The 25,334-nt window shown below is 71.7% G+C and carries 18 protein-coding genes, 1 tRNA gene and 1 pseudogene; 10 read left to right on the top strand and 10 right to left on the bottom strand.

Annotated elements, in window-relative coordinates:
• The first annotated feature begins 180 nt into the window (after positions 1-180).
• From gntD to ACIQVZ_RS33580, 6 genes are all read left to right on the top strand, one after another.
• Entirely contained in the window at positions 181-1,167 is a 987-nt protein-coding gene (gene gntD, locus ACIQVZ_RS33605) for a guanitoxin biosynthesis L-enduracididine beta-hydroxylase GntD (protein ID WP_402455261.1), read from the top strand.
• The gene (gene vioD, locus ACIQVZ_RS33600) at positions 1,167-2,291 is read left to right on the top strand and encodes a capreomycidine synthase (protein ID WP_402455259.1); all 1,125 of its coding nucleotides are present in this window, start codon (positions 1,167-1,169) and stop codon (positions 2,289-2,291) included. The genes gntD and vioD overlap by 1 nt, the downstream gene beginning before the upstream one ends.
• A complete protein-coding gene (locus ACIQVZ_RS33595; RefSeq protein WP_402455256.1) occupies positions 2,288-4,114 on the top strand; it encodes a non-ribosomal peptide synthetase in 1,827 nt (608 codons plus the stop codon). Before vioD ends, ACIQVZ_RS33595 begins: the two co-directional genes overlap by 4 nt.
• Positions 4,111-7,956: an SDR family NAD(P)-dependent oxidoreductase gene (locus ACIQVZ_RS33590; protein ID WP_402455254.1), complete on the top strand. Its 3,846-nt coding sequence runs from the start codon at positions 4,111-4,113 to the stop codon at positions 7,954-7,956. Before ACIQVZ_RS33595 ends, ACIQVZ_RS33590 begins: the two co-directional genes overlap by 4 nt.
• Positions 7,953-10,103, top strand: a complete 2,151-nt coding sequence (locus tag ACIQVZ_RS33585; RefSeq protein WP_402455251.1) for an asparagine synthase-related protein — start codon at positions 7,953-7,955, stop codon at positions 10,101-10,103. The genes ACIQVZ_RS33590 and ACIQVZ_RS33585 overlap by 4 nt, the downstream gene beginning before the upstream one ends.
• 118 nt (positions 10,104-10,221) lie before the next feature.
• Complete coding sequence (locus tag ACIQVZ_RS33580) at positions 10,222-11,868, top strand: glutamate--tRNA ligase (protein WP_402455250.1); 1,647 nt, start codon at positions 10,222-10,224, stop codon at positions 11,866-11,868.
• A gap of 58 nt (positions 11,869-11,926) precedes the next feature.
• Here ACIQVZ_RS33580 and ACIQVZ_RS33575 read toward each other — a convergent pair.
• From ACIQVZ_RS33575 to ACIQVZ_RS33565, 3 genes are all read right to left on the bottom strand, one after another.
• A tRNA-Met gene (locus ACIQVZ_RS33575) sits at positions 11,927-12,000 on the bottom strand.
• Between the two features lie 72 nt (positions 12,001-12,072).
• Positions 12,073-12,762, bottom strand: a complete 690-nt coding sequence (locus ACIQVZ_RS33570; protein ID WP_402455248.1) for a hypothetical protein — start codon at positions 12,760-12,762, stop codon at positions 12,073-12,075.
• Positions 12,759-13,328 carry a sigma factor-like helix-turn-helix DNA-binding protein gene (locus ACIQVZ_RS33565; protein ID WP_402455246.1) on the bottom strand — a complete coding sequence of 190 codons (570 nt, stop codon included), beginning with the start codon at positions 13,326-13,328 and terminating at the stop codon, positions 12,759-12,761. The genes ACIQVZ_RS33570 and ACIQVZ_RS33565 overlap by 4 nt, the downstream gene beginning before the upstream one ends.
• Positions 13,329-13,723: 395 nt before the next feature.
• On the opposite strand from ACIQVZ_RS33565, the gene ACIQVZ_RS33560 reads away from it, so the two are divergent.
• A complete protein-coding gene (locus ACIQVZ_RS33560) occupies positions 13,724-14,566 on the top strand; it encodes an SAM-dependent methyltransferase (RefSeq protein ID WP_402455243.1) in 843 nt (280 codons plus the stop codon).
• An 81-nt stretch (positions 14,567-14,647) separates the two neighbouring features.
• On the opposite strand, the gene ACIQVZ_RS33555 is transcribed toward ACIQVZ_RS33560, so the two are convergent.
• The 3 genes from ACIQVZ_RS33555 to ACIQVZ_RS33545 all read right to left on the bottom strand — a co-directional run bounded on the left by ACIQVZ_RS33555 (position 14,648) and on the right by ACIQVZ_RS33545 (position 18,009).
• On the bottom strand, positions 14,648-15,793 hold the full coding sequence (locus ACIQVZ_RS33555; RefSeq protein WP_402455241.1) for an HK97 family phage prohead protease: 1,146 nt from the start codon (positions 15,791-15,793) through the stop codon (positions 14,648-14,650).
• A 67-nt stretch (positions 15,794-15,860) separates the two neighbouring features.
• Positions 15,861-16,745, bottom strand: a complete 885-nt coding sequence (locus ACIQVZ_RS33550) for a hypothetical protein (protein WP_402455239.1) — start codon at positions 16,743-16,745, stop codon at positions 15,861-15,863.
• Positions 16,711-18,009: a hypothetical protein gene (locus tag ACIQVZ_RS33545; RefSeq protein WP_402455237.1), complete on the bottom strand. Its 1,299-nt coding sequence runs from the start codon at positions 18,007-18,009 to the stop codon at positions 16,711-16,713. The genes ACIQVZ_RS33550 and ACIQVZ_RS33545 overlap by 35 nt, the downstream gene beginning before the upstream one ends.
• Positions 18,010-18,219: 210 nt before the next feature.
• Between ACIQVZ_RS33545 and ACIQVZ_RS33540 the strand changes: the two genes are divergently transcribed.
• A complete protein-coding gene (locus tag ACIQVZ_RS33540) occupies positions 18,220-19,182 on the top strand; it encodes a phosphatidylinositol-specific phospholipase C (RefSeq protein ID WP_402455234.1) in 963 nt (320 codons plus the stop codon).
• Between the two features lie 1,383 nt (positions 19,183-20,565).
• A complete protein-coding gene (locus tag ACIQVZ_RS33535) occupies positions 20,566-20,964 on the top strand; it encodes a hypothetical protein (protein ID WP_402455232.1) in 399 nt (132 codons plus the stop codon).
• A 417-nt stretch (positions 20,965-21,381) separates the two neighbouring features.
• Here ACIQVZ_RS33535 and ACIQVZ_RS33530 read toward each other — a convergent pair whose 3' ends face one another.
• Positions 21,382-22,101 carry a hypothetical protein gene (locus ACIQVZ_RS33530; RefSeq protein WP_402455229.1) on the bottom strand — a complete coding sequence of 240 codons (720 nt, stop codon included), beginning with the start codon at positions 22,099-22,101 and terminating at the stop codon, positions 21,382-21,384.
• Between the two features lie 29 nt (positions 22,102-22,130).
• Here ACIQVZ_RS33530 and ACIQVZ_RS33525 point away from each other — a divergent pair.
• A pseudogene (locus tag ACIQVZ_RS33525) lies at positions 22,131-22,313 on the top strand (NUDIX domain-containing protein); the annotation flags it as partial.
• A 102-nt stretch (positions 22,314-22,415) separates the two neighbouring features.
• Here the strand turns inward: ACIQVZ_RS33525 and ACIQVZ_RS33520 are convergent.
• From ACIQVZ_RS33520 to ACIQVZ_RS33510, 3 genes are all read right to left on the bottom strand, one after another.
• A complete protein-coding gene (locus ACIQVZ_RS33520) occupies positions 22,416-22,931 on the bottom strand; it encodes a hypothetical protein (protein WP_402455286.1) in 516 nt (171 codons plus the stop codon).
• Between the two features lie 336 nt (positions 22,932-23,267).
• Positions 23,268-23,510, bottom strand: a complete 243-nt coding sequence (locus ACIQVZ_RS33515; RefSeq protein WP_402455226.1) for a hypothetical protein — start codon at positions 23,508-23,510, stop codon at positions 23,268-23,270.
• Between the two features lie 61 nt (positions 23,511-23,571).
• Positions 23,572-24,810 (bottom strand): phage minor head protein, encoded by a 1,239-nt coding sequence (locus ACIQVZ_RS33510; protein ID WP_402455223.1) that lies wholly within the window; start codon positions 24,808-24,810, stop codon positions 23,572-23,574.
• Positions 24,811-25,334: the final 524 nt, after the last annotated feature.

Below are 25,334 nucleotides of genomic sequence, written 5' to 3'. Positions count from 1 at the left end.
CACCTCGGCCTCAGCCCGGCGCCCTCTCGTCGGTCCCGTCGATCTCGTCCAGCCCGAGAACCACCTGCACAGCCACTGCCCGCGATCCCGAAGGCACCGGCTGGCAGCGCGCCACCCGTCCCCCGCTGCCGCCGGCTCCTGCCGGGCGGCCGTGGGCGCGAAGACCTGAAGGAGCCACGCATGGACCTGTTCCTGACCGACTCCGAGCGCGAGGAGACCTCCTTGCTGCTCGCGTCCCTGGCCGACCAGTACGCCAGCGCGGAGGACCCCGAGCTGCTGGAGCGCGCCCCGGTGCTCGCCCGGGCGCTGCCGCACCGGGTCCAGGAGCACCTGAACGAACTGCGGCGCCGCGAGCCCGGCTACACCGTGATCCACGGCCACCACGTCGATGACGCCGAGGCTGGCCCCACCCCCGCGCACTGGAACGCGCTGCCTGACCCGTCCCCGACGCTGGCGCTGGACCTGACGCTCGTGCTCTACGCGGGGCTGCTCGGCGACGCGTTCGGCTGGGCCACGCAGCAAGACGGCCGGGTGATCCACGACGTCCTGCCGATCAAGGAGAACGAGGGCCAGCAGCTCGGGACGGCGGCCGACGTCCTGCTGGACTGGCACACCGAGGATGCGTTTCACCCGCTGCGCCCCGACTGGCTCGCCCTGGCGTGCGTGCGCAACCCCACCACCACGGCCACGACCGTCGCCGTCGTGGACGACCTGCGGTTGAGCGCGGCGGACCGGCGGGTTCTGGGCGAGCCCAGGTTCCGCATCCTGCCGGACAACTCGCACCTGGTGTCGAACAACTCGGCCGCCGGCGGAGCCGATTTTGAGGGAATCGAGGCGATGTTCGCCGCGCCGCCGGCGGTCGCGCTGCTGGAGGGCGGCTACCTGCGGGCGGACCGCTCGTTCTGGGGGGCGATCGACCCGTCCGATACCGAGGCACTGGCCACCCTGGAGCGCCTGACGCGCGAGATCGACCGTCGGCTGCGCAACGTCGTGCTGGAGCCGGGCGCCATCTTGATCGTCGACAACTTCCGGGCCGTCCACGGCCGGGTACCGTTCGAGGCCCGCTACGACGGCACGGACCGCTGGCTCAAGCGCGTGCTGGTCACCCGGGACCTGCGCAAGTCCCGTGCCGCCCGACCGAGCCTGCTCGCCCAGGTGGTGGGCTGATGCGACCGCTGGTGGAGCGCGCCCTCCTGGAGGACTTCCTGCGCGAGCGGTACCACGAGGCCGACATCGACATCAGCTCCAGCGGTGTCGAGCCCTACACGGTGGCGGATCTTCGGGGCCTACTCGGCTTCGACATGGAGGAGCTGGCCGTGGTGTCCCTGCGGGACTCGCAGTCCGCTGGTGGCGACGAGCTGCGGGCACTGATTACCGCGCGCTACGGCCTCGGCGACGCCGGACGGGTGCTGGTGGGCAACGGCTCGACGGAGGCCCAGCTGCTCTGCCTGGCGGCGCTGCTGGAGCCGGGGGACGAGGTGGTCGTCGTGGAGCCGGCGTACCACTCGCTGCTCGCTCCGGTGCGGGCGCGCGGCTGCCGGGTGCGCCGGTGGCGGCTGCGGCCGGAGGACGGGTTCCGCCCGGACCTTGAGGAGTTGCGGCGCCTTGTCACCAGCAGCACGCGGGCGGTGATCGTGAACTTCCCGCACAACCCCACCGGTGCCACCCTCACCTCGGCGGAGCTGACCGAACTCGTCTCGATCGTGGAGCGGCACGGCTGCTACCTGCTGTGGGACGGCGCGTTCGAGGACCTGGTGTTCGACGCACCGGCGCTGCCGGCCCCGACGCACTACGAGCGGGCCCTGTGCTTCGGGACCATGTCGAAGGCGTTCGGTCTGCCGGGGCTGCGGGTGGGCTGGGGCATCGCGGCGCCCGAGATCGTGCATGCCGCCGTGGGGGTGCGCGACTACACCACTCTCGCGCTCTCGCCGCTGGTCGAGTGGGTGGCGCAGCGGGCGCTGGACGGGGCCGAGCACCTGATCGAGCCGCGCATGCTGACCGCGGCCGCCAACAGGCGGCTGGTGCACGGATGGCTCTCCGCACGCCCGGACCAGGTGTCCGCCACCGCGGGGGCGGGCGTCGTCGTCTTCCCGCACCTCACCCGCGTCCCGGACACGATGGCGCTGTGCGAGCGGCTGATGCGCGAGTACCGGGTGCTGCTCGTACCCGGCGAGTGCTTCGGCGTCCCCGGCCGTGTGCGACTCGGCTTCGGAGGTACGACCACCGACCTCGCCGCCGGCCTGGACGCCCTCTCCCACCTGCTGGACACCATGGCCGAGGAGGCCGAGTGAACCACGACGACGACACCTTCCCGGGCATGTGGTGGCACAGCGTGGCCGCCAACCCCGACGGTGTGGCGATCGACAGCCCGGCGACCGGGACCCACACCTACGCCGAGCTGCACCGGCAGGCCGAGTCCACCGCGGCGCGGCTGCGCGCCGCCGGTGTCGCGCCCGACGTCCTGGTGGGCATCCGGACGGCGGACCGGCACGCCTTCTGCCGCGCCCTGCTGGCGGTGTGGCTGGCCGGTGCGGTCGCGGTGCCGTTGAACGCGGACGCCCCGCCGGTGTGGGTGCGGGAGGTCTCCGAACGGGTCGGCTTGGCCGGCGCCCTGGTGGACGGCGAGACACCGGGCACCGTACTTCTTCAGGAGCCCGTGGTGGCGGGCGCGCGAACCGTGCCGGGCGCGGCCTACGTCATGCACACCTCCGGGTCGACCGGACGGCCCAAGCCGGTCGCGCTCTCCCACCGGGCGCTGGGCGCCTACTGCCGGGCGTTCAACGACGCTGTCGGCCTGAGCGCGCGGGACCGTTTCCTCCAACTGGCGCCGCCGTCCTTCGACGTGGTGTTCGAGGAGCTGCTGCCCGTGTGGTGCGCGGGTGGCACCGCGGTCCTGACGTCGGCGCAGCCCGACGATCCTGCCCAGCTTCTGCGCGAACTGGAGCGGCGAGGCGTCACTGTCGCGGAACTGACCACCGTCTACTGGCAGTTGCTCGTGCAGTACCTGCGCGTCCAGCCGACTCCGGTGCCGGTGTCGCTGCGGTTGCTGCTCATGGGCGGCGAGCAGGCACCGCCCGCGTTGATCGAGGAGTCCTTGGAGCGGGGGCTGCCGATGGCGCACGTCTACGGGGTGACGGAGGCCGGCATCACCTCGACCGTGCGCATCTTCGACCTGGAGCGCCCGGTGCCCAGCGACTCCGTGGGCGCCGCGCTTGGGAACAGCACCGTACGGGTGATCGGTGAGGACGGCGTCCCGCTTGACGCGGGAGAGGTCGGAGAGGTGTGGATCGGCGGCGAATGCCTCGCCGACGGCTATCTCGACGCTCCTGCCGCGACGGCCGCCCGGTTCGTAGAGGTGCCGGGCGCCGGTTCTCTGCCGCCGGGGCGTTACTACCGCACCGGTGACCTGGGTCTGCTGGACACGACGGGGGAGCTGCGGGTGCTGGGCCGCACGGACGCCCAGGTCAAGGTCAACGGTACGCGCGTGGACCTGACGGAGCTCGAGCGCCACCTGGCGGCGAGCGAGGTGGTGGCCCACGCGGCGGCCGTGGCCGTGCCGGGCACGCTCGGCGGAGCGACGCGCCTGGTGGCGTTCGTGGTCCCCGTCGCCGGAACTGACCCGGCCGAACTCGCGGCCCGGGTGCGGAACTGGCTGGCCGGGCGGGTGCCCGCGCACCTCGTCCCGCACCGCGTCGTGACTCTGGACGCGCTCCCGGCGACCGCGCACGGCAAGGTCAACCGGCACCGCCTGCCCGACCTCCTGCCCGCCACCGGGCCCGACGTGCCGGACACGGCTTGGGCAACGGCGACGCAGCGCGCCGTCGCCGAGGCCTGGCAGGGGGCGCTGGGCCGCCCTCCTGCGGGTCCTGACGAGCGGTTCGCGGAGGCGGGCGGGACCTCGATCGACCTGCTCACGTGGGTGGTCCGCCTGGGAGAGCGGGGTATCGACGTCACGGCCGCTGACTGCCTGGACAACCCGACCGTGCGCGCGCTCGCCGCCCACGTCGACGGCGAGGAAGAGCAGGCGCCCGCCCAACGCCACCTCGCCACCCAGCAGAACGAGGCACGAGACGTCCTGCGCCGGCGCCGCACCGGGGCGGAGGGTAGGTCATGACGCCGATCCCCGAGGACGCCATCGCGGTCGTCGGCATGGCCGCCCGTGTGCCCGGCGCCGACAGCGTCCAGGAGCTATGGGACAACGTCCTCGCCCACCAGAGCAGCGTCACCCGCTCCACGGACGGCTCTCACCTCTACGCCCGGGGACACCTGGATACGGACGTCGCTCTGTTCGACCCCGCCTTCTTCGGCATGTCGCCGCGCGAGGCCCTGACCTGCGACCCGCAGCAGCGCCTCCTGTTGGAGTGCGCCTGGCAGGCCCTGGCCGACGCGGACGCCGGCCGCCCGCAGAACACCCCCGTCCGCGAGCGGACCGCGGTGTTCTGCAGCACCAACCACAGCGGCTACCGCGACCTGCTGGCCCGCTCCGGCCCGATCAGCGCTCTGGAGTTCGAAGCCGGCACCGCCCAGGACTTCGCCGCCACCAGGCTCGCCTACCGGCTCGGACTGCGGGGACCGTGCGTCGCCGTGCAGACCGCCTGTTCGTCCTCCCTGGTGGCGGTCCACCTGGCCTGCCAGGCCCTGCTGCTGCGCGAGGCCGATCAGGCGCTGGCCGGCGGAGCGTCCATCGTCCTGCCCCATTCCCCGGGCTGGCAGTACGAGAGCGCGTCGATCCACAGTGCCTCCGGCGTCTGCCGTCCCTTCGACGCCGCCGCTGACGGCACGGTGATGGGCGACGGCGCGGCCCTGGTGGCGCTGCGCCGCCTGGAGGACGCCGTGGCCGACGGGTCGCGCATCTACGCGGTGATCCGCGGCTCGGCCGTCACCAACGACGGCGGGCGCTCGAACGGGTTCACCGCGCCGAGCGGGAGCGGACAGGCGGAGGTGATCCGTGCGGCGCTGGCCCGCGCAGGCCTCGACGGCGGGCAGATCGGCTACGTCGAGACGCACGGCACCGGGACCGCCCTCGGCGATCAGGTCGAACTCCAAGCTCTCGCCGACGTGTTCGCCTCCCGCTCCGATCCGGGTGGCGTGACGCTGGGGTCCGCGAAGGGCGCGATCGGGCACCTGGACATCGCGGCCGGCGTGATCGGGCTGATCCGCGCCAGTCTGGCCGTGCACCACGCCGTGCTGCCCAGCACGGTCAACCACACCACGCCCGCCCCTGCCCTGGCCTCCGGCGCCGCGCCCCTGCGGGTCCTGACCCGCCCCCAGCCCTGGGCGCCGACCGAAGGGGTGCGCAGGGCTGGGGTGAGCAGCTTCGGCGTCGGCGGCACCAACGCCCACGTCGTCCTGGAGGAGCCCCCGCCGTCGGACACCGCTGCCGGGCCGCGTTCGGCAACGCTCCGGGATGCGGGCTACCGGCCCCGCCGGATCTGGCCCGAGCCCGGCACCGGCACCGGCACCGGCACCACCGCCAGCATCGGCACCGCCGAGCCCGCCGGGGCACAGGTGGAGTTCCGGCGCAGCAACTGGACCCAGTGGTCTGGACACCGCGGCGCCGAGGCTCCTCGCTGGGCGCGTGTCGTCCTGATGGCCGAGCAGGACCACACGGGCCGCAGGCTGTTCGACCTGCTGGCCGGGGCGGTCCCCGAGGGCACCCCGGTGGTGTGGGCGCCGGACGGCCTCGTCGAGGCTCCGCAGGGCAGGGTGCTGGTGGTGTGCGGGTACGCGCTCGGTGCCGGCTCCCAGCCCGCGCGGCGCGCGTACGACGCCCTGGCGTCGTTGGTCGCCAGCACCGCCGCCTGGCCCTCCGCCTGCGGCGTGGACGTCGTGGCGCTCACCCGGCGCGCGCACCCGGTACTCGGCACCGAGGGCGGCGACCCCCGGGCGGCCACACTCACGGGCCTGGCCCGGGCGCTGTCGATGGACGTGCCCGCGGTCCGCATCCGCACCCTCGACCTGGACGGCACTCAGCCCTGGGCGCTGGCCGAAGCGGTGCGCCGCAGCGTGGACTGGGCCGCCGAGCCCGTGCTTGCCCTGCGCGGCCGACGCTGGTGGAGCCCCACCTACACGCCCGTGCCCGAGCCCGAGCCCGAAGCGGGTGGCGGTGTGTCGGTCGTCGTGGGTGTTGGGCAGATCGGCGCGGCCGCCGCCCGCGTCCTCGCCGCCACCGGCGGCACGCTGGTGCTCGCGGCCCGGCCCGGCCCCGGCCTGCGCAACGCCCAGCGCCTCGCCGACGACTTCGCCGCGCAGCCGGCCCGCATCGTCGTACGGGAGTGCGACGCCACCGACCCCCGCGCCCTCACGGCCCTCATCGCCCGCGTCACCCGTGACCTGGGCCGGATCGAGCGGATCGTCATGGCTGCCGGAATCTCCGGCCAGGCCGCCTACCAGGACAGCACCCGCCTACCGCAGTGGGACGACGAGCAGCACTTCGTCCTCAAGATCGACGCCGCCGCCACGTTGCGCGCCGCAGCCGCCAGCCACCACGTGCGGCGCGTCGTGCTGATGTCCTCCCTCGCCGGGGTGCTCGGCGCAATCGGCCTGTCGGCCTACAGCGCGGCCTCGGCGGCGACCGACAGCCACGCCCTGCACGCCGAGTACGCCCACACCCGCTGGCTCAGCATCGGCTGGGACGCCTGGCAGCACCACGACGCCACCGCCTCGGCCCATGAACAGCGCATGGTCCAGGACGGCCTCACCCCCTGGGAAGCCGAACAGGCCCTGACCCGCCTGCTGCTGTCCGACCAGAGCGGACACGTCCTCGTCGTCAAGGGCGCGTTCGAGGACCGCTACGAGCGGTACGTGCGCGCCCCGTTGAGCACCGCCCACTCCCCCGAGCTGCTGGCGCTGGCCGACAGGCCGCAGGCCGACCTGCTCGCGACCCTGCTGGATGCGTGGCGCAGCTGCCTGGCCGACCCCGACCTGGGACCGGACGACGACCTCACCGCGCACGGCGCCGACTCCCTCACCGCGATCGACGTCCTCGCGCGGGTCGGCGCCCAGACCGGCCGCGTCCTGCCCACCGAGCTGTACTTCGCCGCCTCCTCGGTACGCGACCTCGTCGCCGCGATCGAGTCGACCACGGCCGCCGGCCAGCCCCCGCACCCCGCAGCGGTCCGGAGCTGGGGCGAAGGCGGCCGGTCGACGCTGTGGTGCATGCATCCGATCAGCGGATCTGCCGACGCCTTCGCCGCCCTGGCCGCCCACCTCGGCGACAGCCACCAAGTCCACGCGCTGCCCGGTCCGCCCCTGTCCGACGTCACGGGCGAGATCTCAATCGAGGACCTGGCGCTCCACCACCACCAGCAGCTCACCGCGAGCGTGCCTCGCCCCGATGTCGTCCTCGGCTTCTCCTTCGGCAGCCACCTGGCCCTGGCCGTCGCGCAACAGGTGTACGACACCACCGGGCACGCCCCCACCGTGGTCGTCCTCGACATGCCCGCGCCCTCAGGTCCCGGCCCCCGCAGCATCACCCGGGTTCCTGCTGCCGAGATCGTGGCCGCCATCACCAGCCACCGTGCCCGGGAAACCGGTCGGCGCCTCGTTGTGGACCCGTACAACCTGCGCCATGACCCTCCCGAGCAGGCCATGGCCGATCTGCTGGACGATCTTCGCGCCCAGCAGGTCGTGCCCGAGTCCTTCACCACCGAAGTGGCTGCCCGCCTCGCCTCCGGCTACCGCCACCGCCTTGCCGCTGCCGAGCGCTTCCGGCCTCGTCCGTACCCGGGCCGCATCGTGGTGGTGCGCGCCGCCGAGAACGAGTACGACGACTCGCTGCTCGCGGGCGTCCTGCCCGCCCCGTGCGACGACTCCTCCTGGGGCTGGGCCGCCCTCGCGCAGCAGGGCCACGCCGTCTACGTCCTGGATGCCCACCACACCACGCTCCTCCAGCACCCGAGCGTGGCCGGCATCGTCCACCAGAACGCCCCACGTCCGGAAGGACCTTCGACATGACGCTTCGAGCTGTCTGGGCGCCCGACGCCGCGACCGCCGCCCGTACGGCTGGCTGGGACGACCTGCTCGCCACCGGCCACGCCGACGAGGCCGCCCCGCTACACGTCAACGCTGCCCTCGCCGCCCGCCACCCCGACGGCCCCACCGTCGCCTACTGGTCCGACCCCGCCTGGCAGGCCGCCCTCGACACCACCCCGATCGTGCTCACCGCCACCGCCCGCGAACTGCGCATCGAGCTGCCCCCGGTCTGGCGCGCCGAAATCCACCTCGCCTGGGACGGCGCCAGCCTGCTGATCTCCTCCGACCTGCGTACCCTCGCCTGGGCCGTCGGCGCCCGCACGCCCGACCCGGACGGTGCCGCCGCGTTCCTGACCGGCGAACGCTGGACCCGCGGCCTGCTGCCCTCCCTCTTCCGCGGCGTTCTCACCCTGCAACCCGGCCACGCCGCCGTGATCCGGCCCGACAAAACGATCCGCGTCGAAGCGACCTGGACCCCGCACCGCGACCCCGCGTTCGCCTCCCAGCCATTGGAGGCCAGCACCGTCCAGCTGCGCGACCGCCTCGATGACCTCGCCGATCGCATCCTCACCCGGCACCGCCGTGTCGCCTGCCTGTTCAGCGGCGGCCTGGACTCCACCCTCATCGCGGCCGCCCTGCTGCGCCGCGCCCCCGAACGCGTGGTGCTGCTCAACGTCGGCAGCGATCTCGGAACGCCGGCCGAAGAGCGGCTGCGGGACCGGTTCCTGCACCAGTACGGGGCCACGAGCGAGCCGGTCGACCTGCCCGCCAAACCCGGCCTGGTCGCCGCTCTGCGCGACGTCAACGCCATGACCGCTCTCCCCACGGGATCTCCCTTCGCGGCGGCCTTCGAGGAGATCCTCGCCGTCGCCCACGCCGACTTCGACTGCGATGCCATCGCCACCGGCGATGGCGGCGACGAGGTCTTCGCCGAACGAGACGAGCTCCTGGTCGACCTGCTCGCCCGCCACCCGCGGGCCCTGCCGACGGCCCTTGGCCACCACGCGGTGCGCAGCCAGCAACGGGGTCTGGAGGCGCTGAAGCGCGCTCACCGCACCCTGCGCTACCTGCGCGGGCACGCCCCGGCCCCCGGCCGTACGGCCTCCGTCCTCGACACGCTGCTCGGTGACGCGCTCGCCGAGCGCGTCATCTCCGCCCGGGCCCGGGCCCTGCATGCGGACCGCGAGCGGTGGCTCCAGGGCTGGACGTGGTCCGCGCTGGGCTCTGCACGCAGGGCAGCGGCGGTCCCGGAGTGGGAGCCCGCCAGCACGCAGGCGCCCGGCATGGCCGTCCTCAGCCCCCTTGTAGACGCCCAGCTCATCGCCCCCGCCCTCGCGCTGCGCCGCACGGCCCTCCAGCCCTCGGTCGCCGGTTTCCAGTCGAAGTGGCTGCTGCGGCAGGCGGCCCTGGCCTGGCTGGACCCGCAGATCGCGCTCCACCCGAAGATCGGCAGCGCCGACGGGACGATCCTCCAGGCCGTACGCGCCGACGAGCACGGCGACCTGCTCGACCTGCTCGGCTCCACCACCGCGCAACACATCGGTCTGCGCCTGCCGTCCGAGGCCGACCGGCCCGAGCACCCGCTGTGGCACGGAGAGGAGTGGATCCGCCCCGCCGCCCTGACCGCGTGGCTCGACCAGCCCGCTCCCCGTCCGCAACAGCCTTCCGTGACCCTGAGCAGCCCGCTGGCCCCGCCCGCCATGGAGCGCCCGCCGCTGCCCGCCTCACGGCACCGGCGGCGCGCTTCCCGCCGACACGTCGTTGCCCTGGCAGTGCTCAACGTCGCCCACCAGCTGCGCCCCGGCACGTCCGTTCCGCCCGCCCGGGTGACCGCCGCCGATCCGCGGCTCGGCGAGACGCTGACCGACCTGGCACGCCGGGCCTGCGCGTTCCCTCTCGTCAACGGCGCCTCCCAGCCCATGAGCCAGGCCCTCGCCCACTTCCTGCGGCTGCGAGGACGCCGTGCGACGGCAGTGTGCGGCGTCCAGGAGGGACGCCCCGGGCCCCGGTACTGGGTGGAGACCGCCACGGCGCACGTGGACGTCCACGGCGCGGAGACCCCCCTGACCCCGGCCCCGAAGATGACGGGCGCTCACCTGTCGAACTCCCTTCCGACCGAACGACGTTAGGGCCGATCGGGCCGCTCGCTCGCGTACCATGCGGGCCAGCGGCCCGGCCCACCGGCACCGACCGAACCGCCGCCTGGCCGCCGTCACGGCGAGAACACACCGCACCCGGAGGACCCCCGTGCTCAACCCCAGCGAGATCGACGCGCTCTTCGACCCGGACCTGCCCGCGCCGGCCTTCTGGGAGCAGCAGTACCCCACCCGTCAGCTGCCCGCCGGTGCCGAGGTCACCCGGTTCTGCCCCAGCCCCACCGGCCACGCCCACATCGGCGGCATCCACGTCGCCGCGATCGACGCGGCCATCGCCCGCCAGAGCGGCGGCACGTACTTCGTCCGCATCGAGGACACCGACCAGGCCCGCGAGGTCGAAGGTGCCGTCGACCGCTTCGACCGCGCGTTCCACCACTTCGGCGTCGCCTCCGACGAGACCGACACCACCGGCCTCTACGGGCCCTACACCCAGTCCCGGCGCGCCCGCATCTACCAGACCTACGTCCGCGAACTCCTGCGCCAGCACCGCGCCTACCCCTGCTTCGCCACGAAGGACGAACTCGAGGCCCTGCGCGCGGACCAGCTCGCCAAGAAGGTGCCCAGTGGCTACTACGGCCAGTGGGCGCCGTGGCGTGACGCCGACGACGACGCGGTCCGAGAACAGCTCGCCGCCGGCGTCCCGTACGTCGTGCGCTTCCGGTCCCCGGGCACCGACGCGGGACGCACCAGCTTCCACGACCGCATCCGCGGCACGATCGAGATGGACGACAACCGCGCCGACACCGTCATCCTCAAGACCTCCGACAGTCCGCTGCGCCTGCCCACCTACCACCTCGCCCACGCCGTCGACGACCACCTGATGGGCGTCACCATCGTGATCCGCGGCGACGAGTGGCTGTCCTCCGTCCCGGTCCACCACCAGCTCTTCGACGCCCTCGGGTTCCCCCGCATCCCCTACGCCCACATCGCCCCCCTGATGAAGCAGGAGGGCAAGACCCGCCGCAAGCTCAGCAAGCGCAAGGACCCCGAGGCCGACGTCGAGTTCTACGCGCAGGCCGGCTACCCGTCCGAGGCCGTCCTGTACTACCTGCGCGGCCTGGCCAACGGCCGGCTCGCCGAGATGCCTCTCGACCAGGCCCTGCGCGAACGGGTGCGCCTGGAGGAGTGCGGTGTGACGGGCGCGCTGGTGGACCTGCCGAAGCTGGAGGACATCTGCGCCGACCACGTCGCCGCGCTGCCCGGCGCCACCATCCTGGACCGCGTCAAGGAGTGGGCGAAGGCCTACGACCTGCCGCTCGCCGAAGCGCTGGAGAACGAGGAAGACCTCGCGCTGCGGGCCCTCGCCGTCGAGCGCGACGGAGCCGACAACCCGCGCAAGGACCTCCGCAAGTGGGCCGACTTCCGCACCCACTACGGCTTCTTCTTCCAGCAGCTCTTCGACCTCGTCACTGATCCTGCCGACCCGCGGCTCGGCGGCCTGGCTCCGAACGTGGTCCAGGAGCTCAGTCGGCGCCTGCTCGACCGCTACCAGCCCCTCGAAGACGGTGCCGCCTGGTTCGACCAGATCCGCGCCGTCGCCGCCGAGTTGGACTTCGCCGACAACGCCAAGGCCTACAAGCAGAACCCCGACAAGTACGTGGGCTCGATCAAGGAGGCGTCGCAGGTCGTCCGCGTGCTGCTCACCGGATCGACCCGCAGCCCCGCTCTGCACCTGGTGGCGGCGACGCTCGGAGAAGCCGAGGTGCGCCGACGTCTGGACGCCGTGCGGACGGCCTGACCAGGGTCCGGGATGCCGAAGGGGCGGACACCGTGTGTCCGCCCCTTCGGCTACTGAGTAGCGGGGACAGGATTTGAACCTGCGACCTCTGGGTTATGAGCCCAGCGAGCTACCGAGCTGCTCCACCCCGCGTCGGTGAGACCGACTGTACGGCACGAGCCGGTGGTCACAAACCTGGTTGCTGCGCGGTCGGCGCTGATGGGGTCAGCGCGCGAGTTGTCCGGCGAGGGTGGGCGACGGCTGCGGCACCTCCCCGAAGTCCTCGTCGTCGCACAGGATGGTCAGCCGGTTGATGACGCTCTCGAGGGCTGAGGGGAGTCGTGGGTGGAGCCCTTCGTGGCAGCGGGCGAGTATGTCGCGCCGGACATTCTCGGGCAGCAGCGGAGTCAGGGCCTGGAGGGTACGGCGGGTTCGCGGTTTGGTCGGGGCTCTCTCGGCCTGGCCGCGCCAGTGGGCCGCATCTCGGGTCTCGCCGAGGGTGAGGTGGTACAGGTGCAGCAGGTATGCGGCGGTGGCGTTGCCGGAGCCGGCGGCGAACTGCCACCAGAACTGGGCGGCATCCGCGCGGTTGGTGACGAACAGCAGGCTGCCGAAGACGAGCGCCCCTTCGGGGTGGACCTGGTCGGAGTTGACGAGGCGGTCGAGGGACCAGCCGGCCTGGGGCGCGTTGAGGACGAGGGCGACGGCCAGGTCGAGTTCGTGGAATGCCTGCTCGTGGTCGGACGGGAGGGGGGCCGGAGCCGCCGTGATGTGGGCGGCTGCGGCGGGCGGCGCGGTGCTGGTGCAGGTGAAGATCCTGACCTCCTCGGGGTCCGTGTCCGGGCCCAGGTCGAGGTGCGGGTCGGCGTGCCAGGTGAGCAGGCTGGGGTGTTGGTCGGCGGCGGGTCGGCTCACTGGTCCTCCTTGTGCCGTTCGGCGAGTTCGGGCTGTCCGATGGCGTTGGCGAGGCGGCGGCGGGCGTGGCGGAGGTTGGAACGCAGGGTCGACAGGGGGGTGCCGAGGAAGTCGGCGACCTCCTGCTCGTCCAGGTCCAGGCAGTACCGGAGTACCACACTGTCGTGTCGCCGCTCGGGCAGTTCGAGGATCGCGGTCATCAGGCCGATGCGCTCGGGCAGCGTCTCCAGGCTGATGCGGGCCTGGCGGCGGAAGTGGTCGATGACGGCATCGAGCGCCGCGGTCTGCACGGCGACGGGCTCGCTCTGCGCGGCGCGCCAGGCCGCGAGGTGCTCCTTGAGGAGCCTCCACGCGTAGGCGGCCGGGATCTCCTGCCGGAGGGCGAGGGCCCAGTTGCGGCGCAGGTGCTGCTTGGTCGCCGCCACCACCAGCTCGGGGCCGTTGTCGCGGGGGCCGACCTGGGTACGGACGAAGCCCAGCCAGGCGCGTTCGTGCGTGGCACAGAACGCGTCGAAAGTGAGCGTCAGGCGCGCTCCGCCCGGCGTGGTTCCGCTGGTATCGGTCATGGTCCGGCCTCCCCTACGGCCGCCGGCGTTGGGCGGCTCGTCCCGGTTGATCAGCATGGCGGTGTCCCTCCCCGTACCGGCGTACTGCCGGTACTGGTGTGCCTCGGGGAACTCGTGTCCCCCTGAGGCACATGCAAGCGCAGGAGGGGCCTCTGGGTGCAAAGGAGGCGCAAAGAAAATGACAGACGGTAATAGTATGACTACTACATTAGCTGATCGGTTGTCGGGTCGCCGTGTCTTAGGTTGGTCAGTGCGGTCAAGCACCGACCCGGGCAGTCGAGTTCGCCCGTCCGAGCGGCGTCGGGGTTGACATGCAACGGCCTGGGGCAGAAACCGCAGGAGCAGCCGCCGGTGGCGCGCCGTGGCGCGCTCCGCATGGCGCAGCACGGACAGCAGTGCAGGACGAGACGGCCGGGGGCACGGTGGACACGCGCAACGACGAGGACGACGAAATCGACCTCCAACTCCACCGGGCCCACTCCGCCCGCATGTACGACTACTACCTCGGCGGAACAACGAACTTCGCCGCCGACCGCGAAGCCGCCGGCCAGGCGATCGCGGTGTTCCCCTCCGCCCGAGTCGCCGCCCGCGCCAACCGCGCCTTCGTGCACCGCTCCACCAGCGCCCTCGCCCAAGCCGGCATCGCCCAGTTCCTCGACATCGGTACCGGCATCCCCACCTCACCCAACCTCCACGAGGTCGCACAGGCCGCCAACCCGCGGGCTCGGGTTCTCTACACCGACAACGACCCGATCGTCTTCGCCCACGCACGCGCCCTGTTACTGAGCAGCCCCGAGGGGCTAACGACCTACCTACAGGCCGACATCACAGATCCGACCACGATCCTCTCCTCAGAGGAGCTGGCACGGACCATCGACGTCACCGCACCCGTCGCCCTGAGCCTCAACGCGCTGCTCCACTTCGTACCCAGCGACCAGGCCGCCTACCGGATCGTGGAACAGCTCAAGAACGCCCTCGCCCCAGGCAGCGCCCTGGTGATCAGCCACGGCACCCCCGACTTCGGCCCGGCCGAGGCCGAGCGGATCACCCAGGTCTACGCCGCCGCCGGCACCACGGTCCGCATGCGCACCCGCGAACAGATCGAGCGATTCTTCGACGGCTGGGACCTCCTCGACCCCGGGGTCTGCCCTACCCACAGGTGGCGGCCGGACGGCGCCGAGCAGGAGATCACCGAAGCCCAGGTGAGTGCCTACGCCGCCGTCGCGGTGAAGCGGTGACCACTGCTGCTAGTGAAGCACCATCGGCGCCAGCGGATGCAATGGTTCGGCTGCGAATCCCGAACCTTCCGCACTGACCAGTCAGTTCGTAGTCCGCGCATCGACGAACAGAGCGAGCGCCGCACTGATCTCGCCCGGCTGGAGCATCTCCGTGGCCAGGGTCTTGCTCTCATCAGCCGGAGGTTCGGGCGGCTGCCAGTCGATGCCGGCGGCGGTGAGCACGGCGACCAGGTGTTGCACGGCGGAGGCGAGCCGGTCGGCGTTCTCGCCTGAGAGGACCTGCCCTGCCTTGTGCTGGAGGTCCGCGAGGGTCTTCATCTGGGAGGCGACCCGTTCGATGTCGGGCGCGAGGGCGGCCAGCGCCGCGTCGGGACCGGTTCCCTCGACGTCGAGGACCAGGCGCACGGGGCTGGGCTGGCCGACGGTCGGAACGCCGTCTCCGGAGAGCGTGTACGGGACTTCCCAGCTGGTCGAGCCGAAGCCGCCCTCGGTGTACCTCCAGACGGTGGCGATGACCCGGTCCGGGTAGGTGCCGATGATCTCCACCGTGCCGGACTCGAGGCGGTCGTCTTCGGTGGGACGCAGGCGCTGCTCCACGGCGGAGGCGATGGCGTCGATCCGCTCCTCCAACGTGCCGGCCAGAGGCGCCAGTTCCACCTGGGCCTCGCCCAGGACCCCGCGGGCCTTGCCGGGGTGCTGCTTGAGATCGAGCGTGGACGTGTGCTCATTCGCGCCGAACAGCACCGGACTGTACTCGTACAGGTCCAGGTCGGTGATGCGGCGAACGCCCTTGATCCGCTTGGCTGTTCTGACCTGGTAGCCGATCGACCACTGCACCTGGTCACCGAAGAACAGCAGGTTGGCGTACATGTCCTTCCCTGCCTGGGTGGCCAGGTTGCAGCGGCCCTTGACGAGGAGGGCGCCGGCCTCGGCGGGCCAGGGCTGCCCCTTGGGCAGGGCGGCGGGCAACCGCGGGTCGCCGGGCAGCAGTTCCTCGGTGCGCTCGGTGCGGGCCGTCCACACGTTCCAGTCGTGCGACCACACTCCCTTCGGCGTGATCTCCGTGAGGGTGCGGGCGTAGGCTCCGGGCTCGATCACGTCACCGTCGTGGTCGCGTAGTCCGGTGATCGACACGAGCGTGGTGAAGGTGCCCTCCTGGTCGTCGGTCTCCAGGACGCCGAGGGTCGCCTGCTTGTGGTCCAGCGTGCTGCTGGGGGTCGGTGCCACCGTGTCGCTCCCGGTTCGCTGGGTTGGTGGCGGTCACGGTAGGCGGAGGGCGGGCTTGGGTCTCGTTCTACTCGTCGTACCAGTTGTCGTCGTCGGTCTCGGCGCGGACCTGCTGGACGTGCCAGTCGCCGGGGCCTGCGAGGATGACGATCTCGGACTCGTCCAGGCAGCCGATGCCGGTCCCGGGCACGGCCAGGATGCGGGTGACCGGAACGTCGCCGCTGATCGTGTAGCCGTCGGGGACCTCGCCGCCGTGCGTGGCGAAGTCGGTGGCGACGTGTTCTTCGGTGGTGAAGGACGACAGCGGGCGCAGGGGCAGGTCCGTGACTGTGCCCTGGCCGTCGATCTGGCTGACGTGGGTGTCGTCGTAGCCGCCGGTAAAGCCACGGTGGACGGTGACGTGGGTGACGCCGAGGCCGGCGAAGTGGTCTTGGGTGTTCTGCCACATGGCGGTGAGGAAGGCGCGCAGCACGGGCCCGTCTTCGGCGAGAGCCTGGGCGGTTTCGGCGTCGAGGTGGGTGTCCCCGTGCTCCCAGGCCATGGTGTCGGCGAGGTTGAAGGCCTGGCGGGCGCTCTCCTGGAGGGCGAGGGCATCAGGGTCGTGGTCGTTGGAGGTCGCCGCCCACCCGGCGACGTGGTGGGAGACGGCCTCGGCGCGCGCGAAGTCCCGGTACTCCTCGGCGTTCATCCTCACATAGCCCCAGGGCTCCCGGCGGGCGCCGCTGTCGAGGTCGGCTTGCTCGACGTAGTCGGCGTAGCCGGTGGCCCCGGACTCCGGGCGGTACGCGGCGAGGTGTCCGGCACGGACCCGGGCGAGGCGGTCGCGTTGCCGGTCGTTCAGCAGCTGCTCGTCGGGAACGCCGTCCATCCGCCGGGCAAGCGAGTCGCACATGGCGGCCTTGAGCTTCGCGGGGGACCTACCCCGCTTCCCGAGCAGGTCGTCCTGGCTCACGGCGTGGTCGTCCGCGAGGGTGCCCGGAAGGCCGACTCGGCCGGCACCCGGGTGGCGGGCGAAGCGGCCCTGGTGGTCGCGCGCGTGCCGGGCCTCGTCCCAGAGCCAGCTCTTGCGGCGCAGCCGAAGGGTGACAGCGGGAAAGTCGTGCACCGCACCGCCTTCTGCCGGGGATCAGGACGCCGGCAGCGTGACACCGGGCCCGGGGCGGTGTCACGCCGAGCGGTACGGGGCTACTCCGCGGTCTGCCAGTGCCGGGGCCGGGGCCGGCCAAGATGATGACCTCCGACTCGTCCAGGCAGCCAAGCCCGGTGACCGGTGTCGCGATCACCCGCTCTGCGGGCACGATCGCGCTCATCACGAAGCCGGGTCCCTCGTCCGTGGCGAAGCTGTGGGCGACGTCCGGGTCGAGGGAGAAGGCGGAGAGGGGGCGCAGCAGCGGGTCGGAGAGGGTGCTGCCGTCGGCTGTCCAACCGGCGGGTGGCCGCCCGTCGGGGGTGGCCAGGCCACGCCACACTGTCAGGGAGCCGAGGTCCGCCTCGGCCAGGTGGTTCTGGGTGCGGTCCCACATCGCCGCCAGCATCGCCGCGTGGCCGGTACCGAAGGCGGCCCGCTGGTCGACGGTCTCCCGCGCGATCTGGTCGGTGCTGGGCCAGTCGGCGGCCGGGTGCAGCCCGAAGGCGTCTCGTGCGGTCTCCTGAAGGGCGAGGGCCCGAGCGTCCTCGTCGTTGGAGGTCATCGCCCAGGTGGCGACCACCTGGTTGACGGCGTCGAGCCGCAAGAGCTCGCGTGCCCGGTCGGCATCAACGTGAATCCAGGATGCGTCCGCCGGGGAGTCGCCCGGCCAGACGGTGTTGGCGATCCCGGTCGCGGGGTCCTCGTACGCGTGCACCTCCCCCGAGCGCACCTTGTCGAGCCAGGCCCGGTCGGGCTCCAGCAGCAGCGTCTCGTCCGGCATGTCCCGCAGATCGCGAGTGATCCCCTCCACCACATTCGCCTTGTACGCCTTCGCGACCCGCTCGCTCTGCCCGTCCCGGAACACGAAGCCGTGCTGCTCCTCATCGAACCGGGGCTCGGAGCGCGGAGCCCTGGACGGACGGCTCGCGGCCACTCGGATGCGCTCCAGCAGCGAGTTGAGCCCCGCGCCGGAGCCGTGCGCGAACCGGCCGCGGCCGTCCCGCGGGTGCAGGTGCTCCTCGAACGGCTTGTCCTTCGCGCGCAAGCGCAGGCGGACGAGCCGGACGGTTCGGATCGGGTGGCCCACGCGTTCCTCCGGTCGTGGAACAGCTTGACGTGGCGCATCGTGTCAGCGGCGCGGACCTAAGGTCGCTACGGTATGTCAGAGGTGTCGTACGGCTCCACTACGTGATCACGAGGACCGGATGTGTTCAACGGGCCACCTTGAACCGGGATTCGAGTGCTCCCCGTATAGCCGTGGGAGGAGTCCGACTGACCGAGACCACCGGAGCAGCCCATGACCGTCAACCCGAACCGCCGCGACGTCCTGCGCTGGAGCACCGCAGTCAGCTGCGGGGCACTGACCGCCGCATTCGGCATCACCGCGGCCACGCCGGCCGCAGCGGCCTCGTGGAGCAGCGGGAGTTGGATGTCCGGGCTGCCCAACGGCCTGTCCCTGACCCAGTTGACCATCCCGGGCACCCACGACTCGTGCTGCACCGATCCGTCGAACGGGACCGAGTGGTCGCACACCCAGAACTGGGGCGTCGCGGAGCAGCTCCAGCGGGGCATCCGCTTCCTGGACATCCGCTGCCAGCGGTTCCCGCTGAACGACCGCGAGACCAAGAACTGGCTCGGTGTCTTCCACGACCGCTTCTACCAGGGCAGCACGCTGGCCATGGTGATGGACCAGTGCCGGGCCTTCTTCAAGCAGTCGCCGCGCGAGGCTCTGGTCATGCGGATCAGGAATGAGAACGCGGGCAGCAACCAGATCAACTCGGTGGAGTTTCTGCGCCGCATGCAGTACCACCTGGACGGCTTCGGCTACCGCAATCTGTTCTGGACCGCGCCCCGGTGGCCCAGCCTCGGGGAGGCCCGCGGCAAGATCGTACTGCTCGCGGACTTCGATACCAGCTCCGACTCCACGTGGGACGTGATGCACTGGGGCAACTCCGGGCTGATGGACACTCAGGACCAGTACGAGGGCATCGGCACCGATGCCAAGGCCCACGCCGTCGTCAACCAGTTCGACCAGGCGTACTACAACCAGGGCTCGTCGAAGATGTACATCAACTTCACGAGCTACGCGGGCGGGAAGTGGCCCAAGCTGAACGCGGACGCGATCATGCCGCCGGTGTTCGACTACCTGAACGCCCGCAGGAACGAGGCCCGCCACTTCGGGATCGTTCCGATGGACTTCCCCGACTTCCACACCAACGTGCTGGACCTGCTGATCGCAAAGAACTTCATCGGGCGCTGACCCCGGGCCTCCGAGCCCAACCACCAGGGTGTCGGCCCTCGCCACGCGGCGCGGGCCGACACCCTTTTCCTCACCGCGAACGGTGCCGTGGTCGGCTGCGGAGAAGCGGGCGCGCCGCAGGACCCTTGCAGCCTTGCCGGACCGGGTGCTCGTCGCTAAGACCGTGTCCTATGTGGTGATGGCTCGGAAAACCGGCCGGACTCAAGATCGCTCAAGGCTAGGATCCGAGGTGTGAATTTCGTAGCGCTCAGAAACGACGACCAGGACAAATTTCGTAGCGCTCAGAAACGACGACCAGGACAAGGGGGCCGCCGATGCGCGGGGGTGTGAGGTCTGCGGCGCGCCCCTGAAGCCGAAGGGCAGGGGCGGGCCCGCCCGCTACTGCACCGACGACAGCTCCTGCAAGTCGAAGGCCTCCCGCCGGCGCCTGGCCGAGACCAGGGCGCGCGATGAGCAGATCCTCGCCGCCGTCCAGCACCTGGCGCCCGCGCCACCCGGCGGAGCCGACGCCATGGCGCCCGGCCCGCTCCAGCGCGTCGTGGCCCTGGGTGAAGCCCTGGCCGGCACCGCCTACCACTACGCCGCCACGCTCCAGGGCGGCGGTGACAGCACCGAGGCGCTACAGCGGCTGCGCCAGGTGGTGACGCTGTTCTCCGGCCGGCTCATCGACGCCGCCGAGCAGGCCCATCAAGACATCCTCACCACCCCCGGAATTTCGGAGCGCCCCGGAATCCCGGCCCCATCAAGCCCGGCCGCCGCCCGTGATGCCCGCGGCCCGCCGCCGGCTCGGCCTCGGCCACCTCGCCTCCGCCTCGGCCCCGAACGAACGGGACTGACCGCGCCCGCTGCTCGGCGAGCACCAGGACGTCTGGCCAGCCGCCGCGCCCAGGCTGTCGCGCCCCTTGTCGCGTCCGGTCGCCCGCGGCTGTCACGATGAGGCTGTCGTGCCCTGTGACGTGGGGAGACACCACTGAACCCCTGCATGTGCCTGGGCGCGACAGCCCGGTGCGACAGTGTCCCGTTGCAGGATCTGCCGGTGCGCAGGCCGGAGTTGAAGGGCACGGTGGAGAACCTCAACCACTGCGTCAGCGTGATGTTCCTGGTCGCGCAGCCCGTCTACCTCCACGCCCCGCCGCCACGACCGGCCCGCACAGCCGTTGCGGGCGCACGCCGAGCGCGGGCCGCCCGACGTCCTGCCGGTTGCCGCCGTCGACCGGTCCTGCCCGCCACCGCCACGAAAGTGCCAGGTCAGTCCGGGTGATTCACGGCCCGAGGCCGTGTCTGTGCCGCAGGCGTGGAGGCGGTTGCGGCTCAATGGAGACGGCCCGGAAACCAGCCAGCCGGTTCCGCGAGTCCCCCAGCGATCCCCTTGAGGAGTCCCCTATGCGTGCGCGCAACAAGCTGTTCCTCGCCACAGCCGCGGTCGCGGCGACCGGTGCCGTGTTCGCCGGTGTTGCGGTGGCGGCCGACCCGACCGACACCACCACCGCCCCGTACGCCCAGGCCGCGGTCTCGGTCGACGCGTCGGGCAACGCCACCCACAGGGCCGGGCCGGTCGAGTCGGTGACCAAGGACGGCACGGGCCGGTACTGCATCACGCTGAAGAGCACCGTCGACGTGGCCCGCTCCGTCCCGGTCGCCACCCTGGACAACGGCGCCAACTGGAACAGCGAGATCTACGTCAGCCGCGGCGGCGGCTCCTGCCCGGCGAACTCGGTGCGCGTCACCACCGCCACCAACGGAGGGGTCAAGGACCAGCCGTTCAACCTCCTCGTCCCCTGACACACCCCACGCCCCGCCGCCTGCGTGTACCCCGCTTCCCGGGCACACGCAGGCGGCGGGGACGGGTGCGCCTTCACCAGTGCCGCAGCCGCGGGAAGCCGGGCACGGGGCGGAGCCGACCGGGCTGTCGCCGCAGGCGATGGTGGTCAACGGGACCGAGGTCGCGTTCGTTCTCGGCGGCAGCGCGTCCGGGGCCTGGGGCGGGGTGGGCACGGTGCCGGGGTGCCGGTCCTCGTGGTCGAGGTCGACCGCGCCGCCATGACGCCGGCCGGTGTTGCCGCGAAGCCCCCCCGGCACCGAGAGCTGTTTCGCATCAGGGTCCGTGGCAACGGCCCGGCTCTCGCCGGCCGGGAGGTCGCCGACCGGACGGTGCACTGTGGCGCCGCGTCTGCCCGGGCCGGCGCCCCCGCTGCCGAGTCAGAACTGCAAGGGGAGGGAGTAGGAGGCCTCGTCACCGTACTTCCAGGCGCCGAAGGTTCCGGAGGTGAGGCCGAGGACCACCTTGATGTCTTCGTCCTTCATGCGGTCCCCCCGGACGGTGAACTCCGGTGAGTGGGGGATGTCGGCCGTCTCGTACTGCCAGGTTCCCGTGGACGCCTTGTGGCCGAAGGTCGCGCGCTGGGCGAAGTTCGAGACGAATTTCGTGGTGGTGTTCAAACGCCCCCGGATGACGTATCCGGTCGGCCCGTCGGCCCAGGCGGTGCCTTCGAACCGGACGGCCATGCCGGTCGCCTCCCCCGGGGCGAACGAGGTGGTGACCTCCTGAGGGGGCCCGCCCAGTTGAGCGGTCGCTTTGTCCCCGTAGTGGAACTGGCCGCTGAGACCGGTGTTGATCCCGATCCTGAGGTCCACCGTCTCGTTCTTGAGCCGGACACCCCGGGCCTTCCGACCCTCGATAGTGAAGACGTTCTCTTCATGGCCGTCGATCTCGCGTTCCACGTAGGTGTACTCGGCGGACGTGCCGCCGTGTCCGAGTGCCACCGTGTTCTTGAAGTTCGTGCTGGATCGATCGAGCAGGCAGATCACCTTGATCGTGCCAGAGAGGACATAGCCCTCGGGCCCGTCGGGGTCCACGAACCCTTCGAAGGACGCGTTCAGCCGGGAACCATCGTGGAACTTCACCTTGACCTTGGGCACGCTGTGACCTCTCATCGGCATTGCACGCAGTGGCATTTCAGAGCCACCCGGTGATCAAAATCAGGATAGGTTCCGAAGGCCACGAGCCCCGTCACCGGCATCGCCGGCCACTCGAACGAGCGACCTCGCTGCCTGGCGGCTTGGTCAAGGACGAGGACAGCGAAGAACCCGAGACCGCGCTGCGCGAGCTGATCGAGGAGCTCGGCCTCGACGTGGCGGCTCTGCCCACGCCGCCGGTGCTGCGCTTCGCCCAGGACCAGACCACCCGCCCAGCGGCCGGGCGAGACCACGCCGTTCCGGCGCCGGCACCTGGTCTACGCTGCCACTTGCCCGACCACTTGGCGGGGGCCGTCGCCGCAGTCGAGCAGGACGAACGCCGGTGCGCCTGCGCTCGGGCCGCCCCTTCGTCGTTGCCCTACAGCTCCGTCCACCCGCACGCCCGCCCACACCGCGCACCGACCGAGTGCCAGACCGGCCGGGCCGCGCTGCACCAGGTTCTCGATCCGGGCGGTGTCGGCCGGGAGGCGAGCCGCCCGGCCTGCGCCCGCTGCTCGGCGAAGTTCTCGGACGAGCGGTGGGCGGAGAAGGAACAGGGCTGGGGCGATGACGGGCTGTGCGCCGGCTGCCGCCAGCACCTTGGCCGCCTCCTCCCGCGTACCCACGTGGGCACCGATCGGCAGCGGGTTCGTGGCGTCCGGCATCTGGATGGTGAAGGTGTCCTTCATCGGCGCCGCCTGGGCTGCCTGGGCGCTGGTCAGGAGCAGCGTGATCGAGGCGATCACGCTGGTGAGGAGTCGAAGCGTTCCGGTCTTAGGCAGGAGAATGCGCATGTGGGCGCCTCCGAGAGTCGGTTGCGGAACATCCGGCGAAGCGCCGGGCACAACCGAAGTTATCGAACACTTCAACGAACATCTGGTGTTCCTAGAAGTCCCCTCCCGCGGCCGCAGCGACCCAAGCGACCGACTAGCCGGAGACTTCGCACATGGGCGTGAAGATCGATAGCCAACTGGCGACGGCATCGGAATCTCACGATGCGGACGCAGTGGCAGGGTCCGATCCTACGTCGAACCCCGCCAATTCAGGCATTCGATCTTCACTCTCCCGAGTGACGTGCGAAGGACGGGACTAGCGAAACCTTCACGAGACTTCGCCTAAAGCCCAGTGGATCAGGCGGGGTTGCCGTCACCCTGCTGGGCGGCTTCGTCTCGCAGTTGTTGCGGGGCAGCCTTGCCGAACGGCTGGGTCAGGACGCGCCGGGCGGCCTCCTGCCTGGAGACGCGGAGCACCTGGGCGAGTCCGTCGAGCGTGGTGACGGGCTCGCCGTTCGGGTGCCGAATGTCCCAGCGCCGGCTGCGCAGCCAGTCCTCGTTGAGCTGCTGGCGGTCGCTGGGGGGTGTTCCGGTGGTCATGCTTCATCCTCACACGGGGGCATGGGCGGGGTGCTCGCGGTCCTGCGCCTGGGGCGGATGGTCAGCGTTCGAGTCGCCAGGCCAGACGGCAGCGACAGTTGACGGACTGTCCGGGCAGGGCTGTGGTGTCACCAGGGTGGCGCAGCAGGTCGTCGCCGATGGTGAAGGGCTGGCCGTAGGGCTGGGTCTGGCCGTCGGCCGCGTCGTGGTCGGGCCTGGTGCGGCCGTCGTCGTGGGCGACCCAGCGACGGACCAGGCCGGTGCGGGCGCTGGCGGCGGCCTGGTCGCGGGCGCTCCCGACGGTGGCGGTGGCGAGGTGGTTCGCCTTGACGCTCGCCCAGCTCGCGAGGGAGCGGCCCCAGTCGCGGGTGGCCTCGGCGATGCCCGCCAGGCTCTTGCCCTCCAGGTCGGCGCCGGCCACGTCGTCGGCGAGGGCGTGGGCCTGCTTGGCGAGCCATGTGGTGAGCAGCGGGGCGATCGTGGGCCAGACGGCGACGGTGGCGGTGCTGGTCGAACCGAGGGCGGCGTGCAACTCGGTCGCGGCCGTGGTGGCGGCCTGTTCGATGAGGGGCTGGAGGGCCTGGGCGGCCTCCTGCTGCCAGGTCGCGACGTCGATCACCTGGTGGACGGGCAGGTCCTTGACGCCGGTACGGGCGGCGGTGTCGCCGCGGTTGTCCCAGTGCCGGGTGCCCTTTCGGTGCCGGGGGGAGTTGAGTCGGGCGATGGTGCGTTCCGTCCAGCGGGTTGCGAGCGTCTGAAGGGCGTCGTCCAGGCGGCCTCGGAGGGAGTCGGCCGCGGTGTCGTCCAGAACGAGGTCGGCGGTGGGCGTCAGGGCCTTGCCTGCGGCCGGCGCCGGGGGCGGTGCCGTGGTGTCGGGGGCCGTGGCGTCGGCGGCGCGGGCGGGCAGGGCGGTGCGGCCGGAGGCCAGCCACAGGGCCCGGGTCGCTGGCGTATCGTCGATCTCGTCGGCGTACCCGGCGAGTTCGGCGTAGGAGCGGACCGAGCGGACGCCTGCGGCGACTTCCTCCCGGGCTTCGGACAGGCGCTTGGTGCGGGGCTCGCGCAGCACGTCCACGTCGGAGGTGTCGAAGTAGACCTCGTTGTCATCCCCGGCGTCGTCCTGAAAGGCGTCGGCCATCAACCGCAGGTGCGGCGGCATGGTGATCTCCCAGAACGTCGTCTTCTCGGCGCGGGCGTTGTCGAACGTCCTGCCCGAGGCGTTGCCGAGCTGGGACTCCGGGACACCGAACGCGGCGAGCAGTTCGACCTTGGAGATGGCGGCGACGGTCTCGTACGCCATGTCCCGGGGCGTGACGCAGTCAGACCCGGGCCCGCCTCAGTCACTACAAATGCCGAGGCCACACCCCATAACTGTGATTGCAGTACTAGTCCCGGGGGACCACCCAAGCAGTCGGGCTATGGCCCCTGCCACCTCCCTCGATTCCATGGAGAGCACCCATCCTCCTTCTCTGGCTGTCACTCTCCACGAGGGTCCGCCCAGGTGGAACCTCCCCTACGCAGGTCCGGAATCCCCATGGCCGGGTGGAGCCGCATCGTATGCAGCAGACGGTGCGAGAGAGGATTCATGAGCAGGGGACACCAGAACCTCCAGCGTCGAGCGTCCCGAGGGACTGGTGGAGTCCCCCAAGAACTCCGCCTCGAAGATCGGCTCCAGCAAGCTCCGGACCGCGCCAGCCGACCCTGTTGGGACGCATCGTGCGCCCGTCATGGACCGAGAGGGTGAACCCTCGGTCGGTTTCGGCGGGCTGCAACCCGCCCTCCGAGGCCTCCGACCGTGCCTGTGCCAGGCTGGCTTGATCAACG

This window comes from Kitasatospora sp. NPDC098663 (genome assembly GCF_044760075.1).
Classification (GTDB): domain Bacteria; phylum Actinomycetota; class Actinomycetes; order Streptomycetales; family Streptomycetaceae; genus Kitasatospora.
The sequence above is the reverse complement of the archived record's forward strand: the minus strand, read 5'-3'. Positions and strand labels throughout refer to the sequence as shown.

What these genes read in the sequence shown, in the direction of transcription:
- gntD (WP_402455261.1), top strand. Translation starts at nt 181, where the DNA reads ATGGACCTGTTCCTGACCGACTCCGAGCGCGAGGAGACCTCCTTGCTG.
- vioD (WP_402455259.1), top strand. Translation starts at nt 1,167, where the DNA reads ATGCGACCGCTGGTGGAGCGCGCCCTCCTGGAGGACTTCCTGCGCGAG.
- ACIQVZ_RS33590 (WP_402455254.1), top strand. Translation starts at nt 4,111, where the DNA reads ATGACGCCGATCCCCGAGGACGCCATCGCGGTCGTCGGCATGGCCGCC.
- ACIQVZ_RS33585 (WP_402455251.1), top strand. Translation starts at nt 7,953, where the DNA reads ATGACGCTTCGAGCTGTCTGGGCGCCCGACGCCGCGACCGCCGCCCGT.
- ACIQVZ_RS33565 (WP_402455246.1), bottom strand. Translation starts at nt 13,328, where the DNA reads ATGACCGATACCAGCGGAACCACGCCGGGCGGAGCGCGCCTGACGCTC.
- ACIQVZ_RS33540 (WP_402455234.1), top strand. Translation starts at nt 18,220, where the DNA reads ATGACCGTCAACCCGAACCGCCGCGACGTCCTGCGCTGGAGCACCGCA.
- ACIQVZ_RS33535 (WP_402455232.1), top strand. Translation starts at nt 20,566, where the DNA reads ATGCGTGCGCGCAACAAGCTGTTCCTCGCCACAGCCGCGGTCGCGGCG.
- ACIQVZ_RS33520 (WP_402455286.1), bottom strand. Translation starts at nt 22,931, where the DNA reads ATGCGCATTCTCCTGCCTAAGACCGGAACGCTTCGACTCCTCACCAGC.
- ACIQVZ_RS33515 (WP_402455226.1), bottom strand. Translation starts at nt 23,510, where the DNA reads ATGACCACCGGAACACCCCCCAGCGACCGCCAGCAGCTCAACGAGGAC.
- ACIQVZ_RS33510 (WP_402455223.1), bottom strand. Translation starts at nt 24,810, where the DNA reads ATGGCGTACGAGACCGTCGCCGCCATCTCCAAGGTCGAACTGCTCGCC.